The sequence below is a fragment of the Streptomyces sp. LaBMicrA B280 genome, from assembly GCF_049222185.1.
Classification (GTDB): domain Bacteria; phylum Actinomycetota; class Actinomycetes; order Streptomycetales; family Streptomycetaceae; genus Streptomyces; species Streptomyces murinus.
In genome coordinates this window covers 239788-255696 of the sequence record NZ_JBMJCT010000001.1, presented here as the reverse complement: position 1 = coordinate 255696, position 15909 = coordinate 239788, and the positions used below count along the sequence as shown (strand labels likewise).

Genomic DNA, 15909 nt, shown 5'->3' with positions numbered 1-15909 from the left:
GCACGCGGCCCGCGCCGCACCGGACGGCCCGGTTTGAGGGGTGGCCGTCCGGGGCGGACGCGGGCAGGGCGAGGACCGCGGCGGCGTGCGAGCCAGTGCGGTGGTCAAGGTGCCGGGCCCCTTCTCGACCAGAGTGAAGAGCCCCGGTCTCCATCACACCCCCGCGGTCCCACCCACCCCCACCCCGTCCGGCGGCGCGACCTACCTGTCGCGCCCAGCGCCGCGCCGCCGGACGGCACCACCAGAACGCTCCCTACACCGGGCCGACGCCCACGGCGAGGGAGCGTTCGGCGTTGTCGAGGAGTTCCTTGTAGGTGAGGACCTCCACGCGGGTGACATGCGCGTTGAACGTGCGCAGCGTCTCGGCGACCTCCTCCTCCGGCACATCGGCGTGCAGGGCGGGGTGGCCGACGAGCACGAGGGCGCCGGCGCGGCGGGTCTCGATGCCGAACTCCGCACGGATCCGGGCCCGGTTCTCGTCCAGCCCGACGAGATAGTTGACGGCCTGCCCGACGGCTTCGTGCACGGCGTCGGCGGGCACCCAGGCATTGCGGTGCCGCTTGATCAGGGGCCTCTTGAGCCCCATGGACCGCTTCAGCTCCACGATGTGCAGGGCGCCGTCCGCGCGTATCAGCGGGATGTCCATCTCGTCACCGGGCACCAGCCGGCGCCGGGCGGCCTCCCCGACGTACCGCCCGCCGAAGATCCAGTGGTTCCCTTGCAGGGCGCGTTGCAGGTCCGCCTCCGTGGCGGTGGTGTCGTCCACGACGGCCCGTAGGGCCTGGAGATCCGCGGTACGGCGCTGGAGTTCGGCGGCCTGGAGGATCAGCCGCCCGTCCTGGTCGGCGGCGAGCAGCGCGAGCGCCTCCGGCGAGGTGGCGAGGCGACGGGCTTCCGACGCCGGGTTCTCGATCTCGATCCGGTCGCTGCGCAGCAGACGCTCCAGCCACAGGGAGATCTCCGACATGCCGCGCGGGATCACATAGCGCCCCGGCCGGTCGTCCGGGGCCTGGAGAAAGTTCGTGTCGGCGCGCTGGGACCTAAAGTGACTCAGTACCTCCTGCGCGCTCGCCCCGGGATGGTCACGCAGATACGCCTCGCTCGCCGCGATCAGCCATTCGTGCATGGCATGGAGGGAGGACGCGGCGAAATCCCGGTTCAGCTCCCTTCGTGCGCCGTCCTGGAAGATCCGGTACCGCTCGATAAAATCAAGCTGGTTGATGCGGCCCTCGGCATAGTCCAAGGAGTCCTGCAACAGCCGTACGACGTGCCACTCCCCCGCGCCCGCCGCCGCTCCGCGCGCGACCTCCAGGTGCGCCACGAGCGCCTTCCCCCCTCTGCGTCTGCCGTTGCCACCGCTGTGCATATGAGTGAAGGCGGCGGTCAGCGCCGACCGCACCGCCTCCTCGGCCGTCTCCTTCTCCACCGCGCCGAGCTGGATCTCCAAGGCCATATCACTGCGTGTCGCCATGCGTGCAAGTGTGCCCGCCGGGTCTGACAATCCCGGCGTGCGGGAATACCGCGGGCGTCGCACCCTGAACCCATGGGACATCCCGCTCAGCACCCCCACATCGTCGTCCACGCGCCCGCCCTGGACGGATCCCGGCGGGTCACCGAGGGGGAGGTGACGCTGGGGCTTGCGTCGCATCTGGACGATGTGGTGGAGATCCTCCGGCTGGCCGATCTGGACCGGGTCGAGGTGGAGGAGGACGACCTCATCGAGTGGCAGGGCGGCGGGCCCGAGGAGTGGCCGGGGCTCTCGGAGCACGAGGGGTAGGAGCGCGCACAGCGAAAGGGGCGGCCCGTCCACCGGGCCGCCCCTTCGCCGGGCCGTGTCAGCGCTTCGGCGCGCCGATCGCCGTCGGCGCGTGGGACGCCTCCGTGGCGAGGGGTTCGAACTCGGTGACATCGCTGATGTCCATCGTGCGGCTCATCGAGATGTTCGTGACCCGCTCCAGGATCGCCTCGACCACGACCGGCACCCGGTACCGGGCGGCCAGCTTCTTCGCCTCCTCGAAGGCGGGGCCCAGCTGGTCCGGCTCGGTGACCCGCAGGGCCTTGCAGCCGAGGCCCTCGGCGACCTTGACGTGGTCCACGCCGTAGACGCCGAGCTCGGGCGCGTTGATGTTCTCGAACTCCAGATTGACCTGGAAGTCGATGTCCAGGCCGAGCTGCGCCTGGCGGATCAGGCCCAGGTAGGCGTTGTTGACCAGGACGTGCACATAGGGGATGCGGTGCTGGGCGGCGGCCGCCAGTTCCTCGATCAGGAACTGGAAGTCGTAGTCGCCGGACAGCGCGACCACCGCCGCGTCCGGGTCGGCCTTGGCGACGCCGATCGCGGCCGGGATCGTCCAGCCGAGCGGTCCCGCCTGGCCGCAGTTGATCCAGTGCCGGGGCTTGTAGACGTGCAGCATCTGCGCGCCGGCGATCTGGGAGAGGCCGATCGTGGTGACGTACCGCGTCTCGGGTCCGAAGGCCCGGTTCATCTCCTCGTACACCCGCTGCGGCTTCATCGGCACGTCGTCGAAGTGGGTACGGCGCAGCAGCGTGGCCTTGCGCTCCTGGCAGGAGGCGATCCAGTCCGCGCGGTCGGGGAGCCGGCCCGCCGCCTTCAGTTCCCGCGCCACCTGCACGAACAGCTCCAGCGCCGCCCGCGCGTCGGACACCACGCCGTAGTCGGGCGGGAAGATCCGGCCGATCTGGGTGGGCTCGATGTCCACGTGCACGAAGGTGCGGCCCTTACGGTAGACGTCCAGCTTGTAGCCGGTGTGCCGGTTCGCCCACCGGTTGCCGATGCCGAGGACGCAGTCGGACTCCAGGAAGGTGGCGTTGCCGTAGCGGTGCGCGGTCTGCACGCCGACCATGCCCGCGTTCAGCTCATGGTCGTCGGGCAGCGCGCCCCAGCCCATCAGGGTCGGGATGACGGGGGTGCCGGTCAGCTCGGCGAACTCGGTGAGCAGGGCGCACGCGTCCGCGCCGATGACACCGCCGCCCGCCACGAGGACGGGCCGCTCGGCGGCGAGCAGGTACGACATCGCCTTCTCGATCTGCGCGCGGCTCGCGGCCGGCTTGTACACCGGCAGCGGCTCGTACGTCTCCGGGTCGAACTCGATCTCCGTGAGCTGGACGTCGATCGGCAGGTCGATCAGCACCGGGCCCGGCCGGCCGGAGCGCATCAGGTGGAACGCCTGCTGGAAGACGCCGGGGACCTGGGCCGCCTCCAGCACGGTCACCGCCATCTTGGTCACCGGGCCCGCGATCGCGGCGATGTCGACGGCCTGGAAGTCCTCCTTGTGGATCACGTGCGTGGGCGCCTGCCCGGTGATGCACAGGATCGGGATCGAGTCGCCGGAGGCCGAGTACAGGCCGGTGATCATGTCGGTGCCGGCCGGTCCCGAGGTGCCGACGCACACCCCGATGTTGCCGGGATGCGCCCGGGTGTAGCCCTCGGCCATGTGCGAGGCGCCCTCGACATGGCGGGCGAGGGTGTGCTGGATGCCGCCGCCCTCCTTGAGGGCCTTGTAGAACGGGTTGATCGCGGCGCCCGGCACACCGAAGGCGTCACTGACGCCCTCAGCTTTGAGGATCTCAACTGCCGCGCGGGCAGCGGTCATACGAGCCATCGAGTACTCCTGCCTCGGTGTCGGATGCGTACTCCCGGCGCGCCCCGCGGTGAGCACTGTCTCCAGAGGGTTCCAAATTCCGCATTATGGAATTTGTTTTCTACTATCTGGAAGCAATGTAGGGGTGAGTGTTGACCTCGTCAAGAGACACAAAGACACCGGCAAGTGGCGCGGGAACGCCGGACAAACGCGGTACGGCGGGAGCACCATGGGAGCGCTGTCCCGAGGTGTCGTGCGAGAGTGAGTGGGCCATGCCCGAGAGCGTTCCGGTGCGCTGTCCGGCCTGTCGGCGTGAGCATGTCTACACCGCCCCGGCATACCCCTGCGCCTGCGGAGCCCCGGCCGCCCCGCGGCTGGACCGCGTCGCCGCGCCGGTGGTGGCCGGGCACCGGTCCTGGGACGACGAGTGGATCGGCGCCGCGTGCGCCGGCTGCGGGCGGCTCAACCACTGGCCGCGCCCGGAACTGGGCTGCCCCTGCGGCACGGTGCTGCGGATCCCGGTGCTGGAGACGGACCCGGACCCGGGCCGGGACCCGGCGAAGACCTACGCCGAGGCTCCCGCCGCCCGCGCCGAGCCCGGTGCCGCCCGGCCGAAGGCCCCCGGCGCCGCCCAGATCGGAAGAGCACACCGGCCGAAGGCCCCCGGCGCCGCCCCGCCCCGCCGCGCCTTCCAGCCGCACGCCGTCCGCACCGCCCGGGACGCCGTCACCGCGACCGCGCTGTATCTGCGCTGGCTCGGGTACGGGGACATCCGGCGCGCCGACCAGCGGCCGGTGCACGGCATCGGGCTCGCCGCCCGGGGGCTGCTCGCCCAGGTGGACCCGACGGTACGGCCCGCCGCGCCCCGGGACGTGGAGTGCCTGTGGCTGACCGCAATGACGGAGTCCGCCGACTGCGTCTACTTCTCGCTCGCCGGGTACGGCGACGCCGCCCGCGCCTGCGCGGACTCGCTCGGCGTACCGCTGTTCGTCCTCGACCTCGCGGGCGTCCCGCAGCCGGTGAACGACCCCGCCGACGCCCTGAACGCCGACGGCGCCCCGGAAGCGGGGCGCCGCGCGCGACGGGGGTGAGGCGACGGCTCAGCCCCGGTGGCGCTCCCGCAGTTCGATCTTCCGCACCTTCCCCGACACCGTCATCGGGAAGGCGTCCAGGATGCTGAGCCTGCTCGGCACCTTGTAGTGCGCGAGCCGCCCCCGGCAGAAGGCGTGCAGCTCGTCGAGGGTCAGCGGGTCGCCCTCGTCGTGCGGGATCACACAGGCCAGCACCTCCTCGCCGTACTTCTCGTCCGGCACCCCGACGACCTGGACGTCCCTGATCTTCGGGTGGGCGTAGAGGAACTCCTCGATCTCGCGCGGGTAGATGTTCTCGCCGCCCCGGATGATCATGTCCTTGATGCGGCCGACGATCTCCACGTACCCGTCCTCGCGCATCATCGCGAGGTCCCCGGTGTGCATCCAGCGGCCCGCGTCGATGACCTCGGCGCTCTTCTCCGGCTCGTCCCAGTAGCCGAGCATCACGCTGTAGCCGCGGGTGCACAACTCGCCCGTCTCACCGCGCGGTTGGGTGACACCGGTGGCCGGGTCGACGACCTTGACCTCCAGGTGCGGCAGGACGCGGCCGACGGTGGCGGTGCGGTGCTCCAGGTCGTCGTCGGTTCGGGTCTGCAGGGACACCGGCGAGGTCTCGGTCATGCCGTAGCAGATGGCGACCTCGGCCATGTGCATCTCGGCGACGACCCGCTTCATCACCTCCACCGGACAGGGCGAGCCCGCCATGATGCCGGTGCGCAGGGTGGAGAGGTCGTACGACGCGAAGTCCGGCAGGTTCAGTTCGGCGATGAACATGGTCGGGACGCCGTACAGGGACGTGCACCGCTCCCGCTGCACCGCCTCCAGGCCGGCCCTCGGTTCGAAGGACGGGGACGGGATCACGATGCAGGCGCCGTGCGAGGTGGCCGCCAGGTTGGCCATCACCATGCCGAAGCAGTGGTAGAAGGGGACCGGGACGCAGATCCGGTCCTGCTCCGAGTACTTGACCAACTCCCCCACGAAATAGCCGTTGTTGAGGATGTTGTGGTGGGAGAGGGTGGCGCCCTTGGGGAAGCCGGTGGTGCCCGAGGTGTACTGGATGTTGATCGGGTCGTCGCAGGACAACTCCGCTTCCCGCGCCGCCAGTTCGCTCCGGTCGCCGGACTCGCCGCGCGCGGTGAACGCCGCCCAGCCCGGGTCCCCGAGGTAGACGACCTCGCGCAGCTCGTGGCAGTCGCCGCGGACCTCCTCGACCATGGCGCGGTAGTCGCTGCTCTTGTGGCTGAGGGAGGCGAACAGCAGCCGTACGCCCGCCTGGCGGAGGACGAAGCGCACCTCGTGGGTGCGGTAGGCCGGGTTGATGTTGACCAGGACGGCGCCGATCCGGGCGGTGGCGTACTGCACGAGCACCCACTCGGCCCGGTTGACCGCCCAGATGCCCACCCGGTCGCCCTTGGCGATGCCGCTCGCCAGCAGCGCGCGGCCGAGCCGGTCCACGTCGGCGTCGAAGGCGGCGTACGTCCAGCGGCGCCCGGCCGCCACGTCGACCAGGGCCTCGCGCTCCGGCCAGGTCCGCGCCGTACGGGCGAGGTTGGCGCCGATGGTGTCGCCGAGCAGCGCGGTGGTGCCCGTCCCATGGGCGTACGACAGCCGCGGGGCGCTCGCCGGAAGTCCTCCGCTCACCGGAAGTCCTCCTCACGGTACTCGTCCGCCGAGCCCTGCGCGGTGGCCTCGCGCAGCTCGATGCGGCGGATCTTGCCGGAGACCGTCTTGGGCAGCGCGCCGAACTCCAGGCGGCGGACGCGCTTGTAGGGGGCGAGCACCTGGCGGGAGTGCTCGAAGATCACCTTGGCGGTGTCGGGCCCCGGCTCGTAGCCCTCGGCGAGGACGACGTACGCCTTGGGCACCGCGAGCCGCAGCTCGTCCGGGGCGGGCACCACGGCGGCCTCGGCCACCGCCGGGTGCTCCAGCAGCGCGCTCTCCAGCTCGAAGGGGCTGATCTTGTAGTCGGACGCCTTGAAGACGTCGTCGGCCCGGCCGATGTAGGTGAGGTAGCCGTCCTCGTCGCGGGCCGCGATGTCGCCGGTGCGGTAGTAGCCGCCCGCCATGGCCTCGGCGGTGCGGTCCGGGTCGCCGTGGTAGCCGGCCATCAGGCCGATGGGCGGGTCGGCGAGGTCGAGCGCGATCTCGCCCTCGGTGGCGCCGGGCGCGCCGGTGACCGCGTCGAGCAGCTCCACCCGGTAGCCGGGGCTGGGGCGGCCCATGGAACCGGTCTTCAGCCGCTGGCCGGGAGCGTTGGAGACCTGGACGGCGGTCTCGGTCTGCCCGAAGCCGTCCCGGACCGTCAACCCCCAGGCGCTGCGCACCTGTTCGATGACCTCGGGATTGAGCGGCTCGCCCGCGGCCACCACCTCGCGTGGCGGCGTGCGCAGTTGGCCGAGGTCGGCTTGGATGAGCATGCGCCACACGGTCGGTGGGGCGCAGAAGGTGGTGACCCCGGCGCGGTCCATCTCGGCCATCAGCCGACCCGCGTCGAACCTCGTGTAGTTGAAGATGAAGACGGTCGCCTCGGCGTTCCACGGGGCGAACAGGTTGGACCAGGCGTGCTTGGCCCAGCCGGGCGAGGAGATGTTCAGATGGACGTCACCGGGCTTCAGGCCGACCCAGTACATGGTCGCCAAGTGGCCGATGGGGTACGAGACATGGGTGTGCTCGACCAGCTTGGGGCGGGCGGTGGTGCCCGAGGTGAAGTAGAGCATCAGCGGGTCGTCGAAGAGGGTGGGCCCGTCGGCCGTGAAAGCGGCGGGGGCGTCGTACGCGTCCTCGTACGCCAGCCAGTCCGGCTCCGGTGTGCCGCCGACCGCGATCCGGGTGTAGCGGCCGGGCACCTCGGCGAACTTGGCGGTGTCCTCGGCCCGCACCAGCACATGCCGGACCCGGCCGCGCTCGACGCGGTCGCGCAGGTCGGCGGGGCCGAGCAGCGGGGTGGCCGGGATGACGACCGCGCGCAGCTTCATCGCGGCCAGCATGACCTCCCACAGCTCGGCCTGGTTGCCGAGCATGACGAGGACGCGGTCCTCGGCGCCGACGCCCCGCGCGCGCAGCCAGTTCGCGATCCGGTCGGAGCGCTCGGACAGTTCGGCGAAGGACAGCCGGGTCTCGCGGCCGTCCTCCTCCACGATGTGCAGCGCGGTGCGCTCGTTGCCGGCGGCGATCACGTCGAACCAGTCCAGCGCCCAGTTGAAGTGCTCCGGCCGGGGCCACGCGAACCCGTCGTAGGCGGTGGCATAGTCCTCGCGGTGTGCCAGCAGGAAGTCCCGCGCGTTCCTGAAGGCATCGGTCGCCGTCGTCATCCGTCGTCCTCCTATGGTCCCGACCATTGCCGGGCGGCTCCCTGGCATCGTCTAATCCGTGATGCAGGTCTCACTACCCCCGAACGGGGGTGTGGTCCCCGCGCGCACGGGGGTGGGGTCCGCACATCAGCCGCACCGAAGGAGCGATGAGGTGGCAGCAGAGGCCGTGACGGCGGTGGAGATCCGCGGTGCGCTGCTCCGGCTGCGGCGCGCGACGGGGCTGCCGGTCGCCTTCGGCGGGCTGGTGGAGTCCGGCCGCCCGCAGGTGCGCATCAGCGAGCTGAGCGGCACGTCGACGGCCGCGCTGCGCTCTCTCGCGGTCAGCTCGGGCAGCGGCCTCGGCGGCAAGGCGGTGGCGCTGGCCCGGCCGTGCGCGGTCACGGACTACTCCAGCTCCCGGCACATCAGCCACGAGTACGACATCCCGGTGGCCGCCGAGGGCATCCGCTCGGTGCTCGCGGTGCCGGTGGTGGTACGGCGCCGGGTGCGCGGGGTGCTGTACGGCGCGCTGCGTTCGGCCCAGCCGCTCGGTGACCGGGCGCTCGGCGCGGCGGTCGCGGTGGCGCGGGACGTGGAGCAGACGCTGATCCTGCGGGACGAGGCGTGGGAGCTGCTGACGGCGGCCGGGCGGGGCCCCCTCGGGGGCGCGGGGGCGGGGCCCCGCCGTGCGGCCGCCCGCAGAACGCCGCGGGGGCCGGTACGGGCGCCTGGGAGCAGGTGCGTGAGGCGCACGCGGCGCTGCGGGCGCTCGCGCCCCGGATCACCGATCCGGTCCTGCGCGCGGATCTGCTGGCCGCCTGCGGGCTGTTGACGGCGCCGCGGCCGACCGGCGGACCGGCTCTGGCGCCGCGCGAACTGGACGTGCTGTCCTGGGTGGCGGCGGGCGCGACCAACGCCGCGGTGGCCGAGCGGCTGGGGTTGCGCCCGGAGACGGTCAAGGGCTATCTGCGTTCAGCCATGCGGAAGTTGGGCGCGCACACCCGGGGGGAGGCGGTGACCGCGGCACGCAGGGCGGGGCTGCTCCCGTAGCCCCCGAGACCCGAAGGAAACCTTCCTATTCATGCGCGGATGCTTTGAATTTCCTCATGCTTGACCGTTTGTTATTTCCCTCACCACGGCTTCCGTCCGTGTTTCAAGGATCGTTGCCTAGAATTTGGTCCGGACACGACATACGAGGGGAGCGGTGACCGTGCGACGGGACTTCCAGGAGTCTGCCCGATGCCGCTCGGACCTGGTCATCGGCCGCGAGGAAGTGTGCGCCGCCGCCCGCGCCCAACTCGCCTCCGGCGGCAGTGTGCTGCTCCACGGACCGGCCGGAATTGGGAAATCGACCATCCTGCGGGCATTGGCCGAGGAATACGCCTCGACCGCACACATCGTCCTGCGCTGCTCGGCGACCGAGTCCGAATCCCACCTTCCGTTCCTCGCCCTCGCCGATCTCCTCGGCCTGGTCCTCGACGACGTCTGCCCGCAGCTGCCCGCCGCCCAGCGCACCGCGCTGGAGTCGGCGCTCACCGGCCGGGGCGAGTCCACCCTCCAGCGCGACGGCCTCGCCCTGCGCCTCGCGGTCCTGTCGGCGCTGCGCGCGCTCGCCGCCCGTGGTCCGGTGCTGATCGTCGCCGACGACCTCCAGTGGCTGGATCCGGCCAGCGCCGAACTGCTCGGCTTCGCCGCCCGCCGGCTCGGCGGCACCCCGGTCCAACTCCTGTGCGCCGTACGGACGGAGGGCCAGGACAGCCAGGAGTACGACCGCCATCTGCGGTCCTGCCCGCCGGACACCCTCGCCGTGCGGCTCGGGCCGCTCTCGCACCCCCGGATCGCCGAGCTGCTCGGCCACCGCGGCCACGGGGGGCTGCCCCGCTCCACGGTCCGCGAGGTGCACCGCACCAGCGGCGGCAACCCGCTGTTCGCGCTCGAACTCGGCCGCGCCCTCGCCGAGAGCCGCACCCCGCCCCGGCCCGGCGAGCCGCTGCCGGTGCCCACCTCGCTGCGCGCCCTGGTGCTCAGCCGCCTGGACATGCTGTCCGTGGAGGCCCGCCGCACCCTGCTGGTGGCCAGCGCCGGTGCCCGGCCCACCCCGGCGCTGCTGCACGCGGCGGGCCGGGAGAACGCCGAGGCGGAGTGCGCCCAGGCCGCCGAACTCGGGCTGCTGGCAACGGAGTCGGACGCCCCCGCCGTACGCTTCGCGCATCCCCTCATCTCCGCCGCGCTGTACGCGGAGGCGCCCGCGCAGGAGCGGCGGGCCGCGCACGCGGCGCTGTCCACGGCCGCCTCCGACCCCATCGAGCGGGCCCGGCACCTCGCCCTCGCCACCACCGGCGCCGACCCGGCGGTCGCCGCCCGGCTCTCCGCTATCTGGTGGCGCTGAGCGCGTTCTGGCTGCTGGACGGCCCGGGCGTGAGCCAGATGACGTGGCTGCTCGGCTACTTCTGCTCGGGGCTGCTGGCCGCCCGGCACACCCCGGTGGACGGCGTGCCCAGCCCGGAGGAACGCCGGCTCGGCGCCGCCGAGGACGCCATCACCGCGGGCGAGGTGGACCTCGCCCGGGACATCGCCCGCGAGGTGCTCAAGCGGGCGAGCGTGCCCGCCGAACGGGTGCGCGCCTGGATCATCGTCATCGACACCGCGGGCCACACCATGGCCGAGGTCGACGCCCTCTTCCCGCAGGCCCTCGCGGACGCCGGTGACGACCCGCGGCTGCTCGCCCTGGTCCACTACCAGCTGGGCTGGCGGGCGCTGATCGTGGAGGGCGACTTCACCGCGGCCCGGGACGCCGCCGCGCACGCCGCCGAACTGGCCGCGCGCGGCAAGGACCGGCGCACCGAGCTGCTCGCCCTCGCCTTCCAGGCGCAGACCGAGACCCTGATGGGCCATCCGGAGGCGCCCCGCACCATCAAGCGGGCGCTGCGCGAACCCCAGGACCCGCGGGTGGTCTGGCATCACAACGGGGCGGGCAGCGCCCGGTTCCGCTGGCTGGTCATGGGCGACCAGCTGGCCGAGGCGCGGGCCACCGTCACCGGGCTGCTGCGCGAGGTGCGCCGACGCGGCTCGGTGGAGAGCGAGGTGCACTTCCTGCGCGGCCTCGCCGAGACCGAACTGCGCGCCGGGCACTGCGGCCGCGCCCTCGACCTCGCCCGGGACAGTCTCAAGCTGGCCCGGGACTCCGGGATCGGCGAGACCGCCTCGGCCATGCTCACCTCGCTCGCGGAGGCGTCCGGCGGGGACGTGGACCGGGCGCTGACCCTCGCCCGGGAGGCGGTGCAGCACGCCGAGGGGGACGGCGACCAGATGTACCTCTCCCGGGCCCTGGGCGCCCTCGGATACGCCCAGTTGGTGGCCGGGGACCCGGCGGGCACCGTGCGCTCGCTGCGCCGGGTGCGCAGCCTGGAGATGGGCCTCGGCATCACCGACCCGGCGCGCGGCCGCTGGCAGGGCGACCTCGCCGAGGCGCTGGTGCGCGTCGGGGAGCCCGCCGAGGCGCAGGACGTCATCGACACCGCGCGGGAGCACGCGCTGCGGCTCGGCCGGGAGAGCGTCCTCGCCGTGCTCGACCGCTCCGAGGCGCTGGTGCGGGCCGCGCAGGGCGCGGGCGAGGCGGCGCTCGACCGGCTGAGATCGGCTCAGGACCGGCTCGGCAAGCTGGGCTACGGCCTGGAGGAGGCGCGGGCCGCGTTCGCGCTGGCCCGGCTGCGCGGCCGGCGCCCCGGACCCGCGGCCTACGACGAGGCGACCCGGATGTTCCGCCGCTGCCGGGCGCTGCCCTGGCTGCGCCAGGTGGACGAGGCGCTCACCACCCTCGACGCGGAACCGGCCCGCACCGCCCCCGCCGCCCTGGACGCGCTCGACGTGCTGGACGTACTGGCCGCGATGGAGCGTCAGGTGGCCGCGCTGGTCATGGAGGGCGCCACCAACCGGGAGATAGCGGCGCGGCTGTTCATCAGCGTCAAGACGGTCGAGGCCACGCTCACCCGGGTCTACCGCAAGCTCGGGATCCGGTCGCGGGTCGACATCGTCCGATTGGCCGCAGGTCGGCGCGCGCACTGAGCACGGCGCCTGTTAACTGAGCCGGACCGAGGGTTTTCCCTCACCCGACCCCCTAGGGGGTTCCCTCATTGGGAGCCGAAGCTTCCGGGACCTAGCGTAATGGGCGTACCGCTCGCCCGGGTACAGGGGGTCGGACCCACCCCCCACCACCGTGCACAACCCCCCTACCCGTGCGAACCCCCCACCGGTGCAACCCCACTGAGGAGACTCATGTTCGGGCCCACACGTGCCAGACGCACCGCCGCGATCCTGGTGGCCACCGCCGCCGCCGCGACGACCGCGCTGCTCGCCTCCCCCACGGCGAGCGCGGCTCCCCAGCCCATTGTCGGCGGTACGACGACCACCACCACGGCGTACCCGTTCGTCATGCAGATCACGGACGCCTCCGGCAGCCAGTTCTGCGGCGGCACCCTGGTCGCCGCCACCAAGGTGGTGACGGCCGCGCACTGCATGGCCGGTGAAACCCCAGCCGGCGTCCGCGTCGTCGGCGGCCGTACCAAGCTCAACGGCAGCGACGGCACGGTGAGCAAGGTCAGCAAGATCTGGGTGAACCCGGACTACACCGACGCCACCAACGGCGACGACGTGGCCGTGCTGACCCTGTCGACGTCGATGCCGTACAAGCCGGTGTCGTACGTCTCCTCCTCCCAGACGGGGGTGTACGCGGCCGGTACCACGGCGCGGATCCTCGGCTGGGGAACGACTTCGGAGAACGGCAGCTCCTCCAACCAGCTGCGGACCGCGACCGTACCGCTCGTGTCCGACGCCAGTTGCCGTTCCTCCTACGGTTCGGACTACGTGCAGTCCGACATGGTGTGCGCCGGGCTCAGTTCCGGCGGCGTAGACACCTGCCAGGGCGACAGCGGCGGTCCCCTGCTCATCGGGGGCGTCCTGGCAGGGATCACTTCTTGGGGCGAGGGGTGCGCGGAGGCGGGCTACCCGGGTGTCTACACCCGGCTGGCCACCTTCGCGGACCAGGTCACCGCACAGGTGAACTCGTGACCCGGAAGATCTCCCGAGTACCCCTCGGGTAAGGCCAGGGGGGCGTTGCGAGCGACCACGAGCAGCCCGCAGCGCCTCCCTTTCCACTTCCACGGCCCGCGCCCACGCGCGCGGCGCTACTCGGCGAGGTGCAGGGCGAATCCGCTGCGGCCCGGCTTCTCCAGTCCCGGGCGCAGCCGGACCACCGGGATCTCGTAGTCCCCGCCGTTCTGTGCGCGGTAGGGGACGGGCTCGGTCTCCTCCAGGGACAGCAGCCGCTCGCGCCACCGCCCGGCCGCCGCCGCGAAGTCCTCGGGTGCCATCCGCCCCGCGCGGTACAGCACGAACGGCGGCAGCACCGCCATGCCGGGGTGGTAGAGGATGCCGTGCTGGACGGGGAACAGCAGGTCGTCGATCGGGCCGTTGATGCCGCGGTCGGAGTAGTGGGCCTCGGGGCCGCCGACCGTCACCGACAGCATGGCGCGCTTGCCCTGCAGGGCGCCCTCGCCGAAGCGGTCGCCGTACCGGGTGTCGCTGTGCTCGCCCACGCCGTAGCCGAAGCCGTAGGTGAAGACGCGGTCCACCCAGCCCTTGAGGATCGCGGGCATCGTGTACCACCACAGCGGGAACTGGAGGATCACGGTGTCGGCCCACCGCAGCTTCTCCTGTTCCGCGCGGATGTCGGCGGCGAGCGCGCCGCTCTCGTAGGCACGTCCGGAGTCGGGTACGACGGCCAGCGGATCGGAGGCGGCGGGGCCGAAGTCGGCGGCGTCGACGGTGGACTTCCAGCGCATCGCGTACAGATCGCTGACCCGGACCTCGTGGCCCGCGCCGGTCAGCGTCTCCACGGCGATGTCGGTGAGCGCGCCGTTCAGCGACCGGCGCTCGGGGTGGGCGTGCACGATGAAGACCTTCATATCCGCTCCTCGGATCGTCGGGGCTTCGATCCTCGCGGGATCCGGCGGCGCGGTTCAGGGGCGCTCGTTCCCCAGGTCCGCTGTTCCTGGTACCGGCAGGGCCACCCAACCAGGTTGTCCGGCACGGATACTGGGGCGATGGACGATCTCGCGGACTTCCTGCGCACACGTCGGGCCCGGGTCCGCCCGGAGTCCGTCGGCCTGCACGCCGACACCCGCCGCCGGGTCAGCGGGCTGCGGCGCGAGGAGGTCGCCCAGCTGTCGGGGGTGAGCGTCGACTACTACGTCCGGCTCGAACAGGGGCGGGCGCGCCGGCCCTCGGCCCAGGTGCTCGACGCGCTCGCCCGAACCCTCCATCTGGACGAGGTGGAACGCGAGCATCTGCACCGGCTCGCGAACCGCCCCGGGCGGCCGCGGCGGCGGCCGTCGGTCGCGCGGCCACGGCCCGAACTGCTGCGGGTGCTGGAACTCGTCGGCGACGCGCCCGCGTTCCTCATCGACCACCGGATGACGGTCCTGGCCGCGAACCGGCTCGCCGATCTGCTCTACGGCCGTTCCGTCGAGGGGCTGAACATCGCCCGGCACGTCTTCCTGTACGAGGAGGGGCGCGCGCTGCTCGCCGACTGGGAGGGCTGCGCCCTCGACGCCGTCGGCCATCTGCGGCTGGCCGCGGGCCGCTGCCCCGACGATCCCGAACTGGCGGCCCTCATCGGCGAACTCGCCATGCACAGCGACCGTTTCCGTCAGCTGTGGGCGCGCGCCGACGTCCGTACCCGCACCCACGGCCGCAAGGTCTACCGGCATCCCTCGGTCGGCCGCCTGGAGCTGCACCAGGAGAACTTCGTCCTGCCGGACTGCGCGGGCACCGAGCTGGTCGTGCAGTCGGCCGCGCCGGGCAGCGCCGACCACGACGGGCTGCGGCTGCTGGCCGCGCTCGGCGCCACCGCCGGCCCGCTCGTGCCGGACGCCGTCTGATCCTTCCGGGGCTTTTACCCGGCGGGGACCTTGGACGGGGACGGCGGAGGGAAGGGTTCCTCCTGCGGCCGGCGATGCCGGTGCGGCGTCGAAGACTGCTGAAGGAGCTGAGATGACCGAGGCGTTGGTGCTGGGCGGCGGCGGTGTGGGCGGGATCGCCTGGATGACCGGGCTGCTCGCGGGACTCGCCGATGCCGGGCAGGACGTCACCGGGGCCGGGTTGCTGGTGGGCACCTCCGCGGGCGCGACCGTCGCGGCCCAACTGGGCAGCGGGCTCGGCGTGGAGGAGCTGTTCGCGCGGCAGGTGGAGCCTTCGTTGCAGGCCCGCGAGATCACGGCCGAGATGGACATCGAGAGGTTCGCCGCGCAGATCGGCGCCACGATGGCCACGGCGTCCTCGTCGGCTCAGCTGCGCAGCGCGGTCGGCCGGGTGGCCCTGGCCACGCGAACGGTCGGTGAGCCGGAGCGGCTCGCGGTGATCGAGTCCCGGCTGCCCGAACACGACTGGCCGCGGCGGGCGTTGCGGGTGGTCGCGGTCGACGCGGAGACCGGTGACACGCGGGTCTTCGACCGCGACTCGGGCGTGCCGCTGGTCGACGCGGTCGCCGCCAGCTGCGCCGTTCCGGGGGTGTGGCCGCCGGTGACGATCGCCGGGCGCCGCTACATCGACGGCGGTGTCCGCTCCATGGCCAACGCCGACCTCGCCGCGGGCGCCGCCCGGGTCCTGGTCCTCGTCCCGCTGGGTCCCGTCGAGCCCCTGCCGAGCGACCACGCGTTGGACGACACGGTCGCGGGCCTGCGTGCCGAGGGCGCCGAGGTCGCCGTCGTCGGCCCGGACGAGGCCTCGGCCACCGCGATCGGCGCCAACCCGCTGGACCCGGCGACCCGGGAACCGGCGGCGCGGGCGGGCCGTGCGCAGGGGCGGAAGCTGAGGCTGGAGTGGGCGACGGCCTGACGGGCGACCGGCCCACCCCCTCCAAACCCCCTC

General features: G+C 72.7%; 10 protein-coding genes and 3 pseudogenes. 8 read left to right on the top strand and 5 right to left on the bottom strand.

From position 1 onward, the window contains the following. Nucleotides 1–253: 253 nt before the first annotated feature. On the bottom strand, nucleotides 254–1471 hold the full coding sequence (locus ACLF5H_RS01120) for a Shedu anti-phage system protein SduA domain-containing protein (protein WP_421674174.1): 1218 nt from the start codon (nucleotides 1469–1471) through the stop codon (nucleotides 254–256). A gap of 72 nt (nucleotides 1472–1543) precedes the next feature. Between ACLF5H_RS01120 and ACLF5H_RS01115 the strand changes: the two genes are divergently transcribed. After that, nucleotides 1544–1777 carry a hypothetical protein gene (locus ACLF5H_RS01115; protein WP_421674173.1) on the top strand — a complete coding sequence of 78 codons (234 nt, stop codon included), beginning with the start codon at nucleotides 1544–1546 and terminating at the stop codon, nucleotides 1775–1777. A gap of 58 nt (nucleotides 1778–1835) precedes the next feature. Here the strand turns inward: ACLF5H_RS01115 and gcl are convergent, their stop codons facing one another. Further along, complete coding sequence (gene gcl / locus ACLF5H_RS01110; protein ID WP_421674222.1) at nucleotides 1836–3614, bottom strand: glyoxylate carboligase; 1779 nt, start codon at nucleotides 3612–3614, stop codon at nucleotides 1836–1838. Between the two features lie 260 nt (nucleotides 3615–3874). Here gcl and ACLF5H_RS01105 point away from each other — a divergent pair, with 260 nt between their 5' ends. After that, nucleotides 3875–4693, top strand: a complete 819-nt coding sequence (locus tag ACLF5H_RS01105; protein WP_421674172.1) for a hypothetical protein — start codon at nucleotides 3875–3877, stop codon at nucleotides 4691–4693. A gap of 9 nt (nucleotides 4694–4702) precedes the next feature. On the opposite strand, the gene ACLF5H_RS01100 is transcribed toward ACLF5H_RS01105, so the two are convergent. Beyond that, a complete protein-coding gene (locus ACLF5H_RS01100) occupies nucleotides 4703–6334 on the bottom strand; it encodes an AMP-binding protein (RefSeq protein ID WP_421674171.1) in 1632 nt (543 codons plus the stop codon). After that, nucleotides 6331–8004: an AMP-binding protein gene (locus ACLF5H_RS01095; RefSeq protein ID WP_421674170.1), complete on the bottom strand. Its 1674-nt coding sequence runs from the start codon at nucleotides 8002–8004 to the stop codon at nucleotides 6331–6333. Before ACLF5H_RS01095 ends, ACLF5H_RS01100 begins: the two co-directional genes overlap by 4 nt. A gap of 181 nt (nucleotides 8005–8185) precedes the next feature. Between ACLF5H_RS01095 and ACLF5H_RS01090 the strand changes: the two are divergent. The 4 genes and pseudogenes from ACLF5H_RS01090 (at nucleotide 8186) to ACLF5H_RS01075 (ending at nucleotide 13050) form a co-directional block, all read left to right on the top strand. After that, a pseudogene (locus ACLF5H_RS01090) lies at nucleotides 8186–9033 on the top strand (LuxR C-terminal-related transcriptional regulator). A gap of 154 nt (nucleotides 9034–9187) precedes the next feature. Beyond that, nucleotides 9188–10361, top strand: a pseudogene (locus tag ACLF5H_RS01085) (AAA family ATPase); the annotation flags it as partial. 79 nt (nucleotides 10362–10440) lie between these two features. Next, nucleotides 10441–12048, top strand: a pseudogene (locus ACLF5H_RS01080) (helix-turn-helix transcriptional regulator); the annotation flags it as partial. A gap of 210 nt (nucleotides 12049–12258) precedes the next feature. After that, nucleotides 12259–13050 carry a S1 family peptidase gene (locus tag ACLF5H_RS01075; RefSeq protein WP_421674169.1) on the top strand — a complete coding sequence of 264 codons (792 nt, stop codon included), beginning with the start codon at nucleotides 12259–12261 and terminating at the stop codon, nucleotides 13048–13050. A gap of 116 nt (nucleotides 13051–13166) precedes the next feature. Here ACLF5H_RS01075 and ACLF5H_RS01070 read toward each other — a convergent pair whose 3' ends face one another. After that, complete coding sequence (locus ACLF5H_RS01070) at nucleotides 13167–13946, bottom strand: NAD(P)H-dependent oxidoreductase (protein WP_421674168.1); 780 nt, start codon at nucleotides 13944–13946, stop codon at nucleotides 13167–13169. A 138-nt stretch (nucleotides 13947–14084) separates the two neighbouring features. Between ACLF5H_RS01070 and ACLF5H_RS01065 the strand changes: the two genes are divergently transcribed. After that, nucleotides 14085–14921: a helix-turn-helix transcriptional regulator gene (locus ACLF5H_RS01065; RefSeq protein ID WP_421674167.1), complete on the top strand. Its 837-nt coding sequence runs from the start codon at nucleotides 14085–14087 to the stop codon at nucleotides 14919–14921. Between the two features lie 112 nt (nucleotides 14922–15033). Then, nucleotides 15034–15876, top strand: a complete 843-nt coding sequence (locus ACLF5H_RS01060; RefSeq protein ID WP_421674166.1) for a patatin-like phospholipase family protein — start codon at nucleotides 15034–15036, stop codon at nucleotides 15874–15876. Nucleotides 15877–15909: the final 33 nt, after the last annotated feature.

Coding starts and splice junctions, on each gene's coding strand:
- ACLF5H_RS01120 (WP_421674174.1), bottom strand. CDS start 1,471: ATGGCGACACGCAGTGATATGGCCTTGGAGATCCAGCTCGGCGCGGTG.
- ACLF5H_RS01115 (WP_421674173.1), top strand. CDS start 1,544: ATGGGACATCCCGCTCAGCACCCCCACATCGTCGTCCACGCGCCCGCC.
- gcl (WP_421674222.1), bottom strand. CDS start 3,614: ATGACCGCTGCCCGCGCGGCAGTTGAGATCCTCAAAGCTGAGGGCGTC.
- ACLF5H_RS01105 (WP_421674172.1), top strand. CDS start 3,875: ATGCCCGAGAGCGTTCCGGTGCGCTGTCCGGCCTGTCGGCGTGAGCAT.
- ACLF5H_RS01095 (WP_421674170.1), bottom strand. CDS start 8,004: ATGACGACGGCGACCGATGCCTTCAGGAACGCGCGGGACTTCCTGCTG.
- ACLF5H_RS01075 (WP_421674169.1), top strand. CDS start 12,259: ATGTTCGGGCCCACACGTGCCAGACGCACCGCCGCGATCCTGGTGGCC.
- ACLF5H_RS01070 (WP_421674168.1), bottom strand. CDS start 13,946: ATGAAGGTCTTCATCGTGCACGCCCACCCCGAGCGCCGGTCGCTGAAC.
- ACLF5H_RS01065 (WP_421674167.1), top strand. CDS start 14,085: ATGGACGATCTCGCGGACTTCCTGCGCACACGTCGGGCCCGGGTCCGC.
- ACLF5H_RS01060 (WP_421674166.1), top strand. CDS start 15,034: ATGACCGAGGCGTTGGTGCTGGGCGGCGGCGGTGTGGGCGGGATCGCC.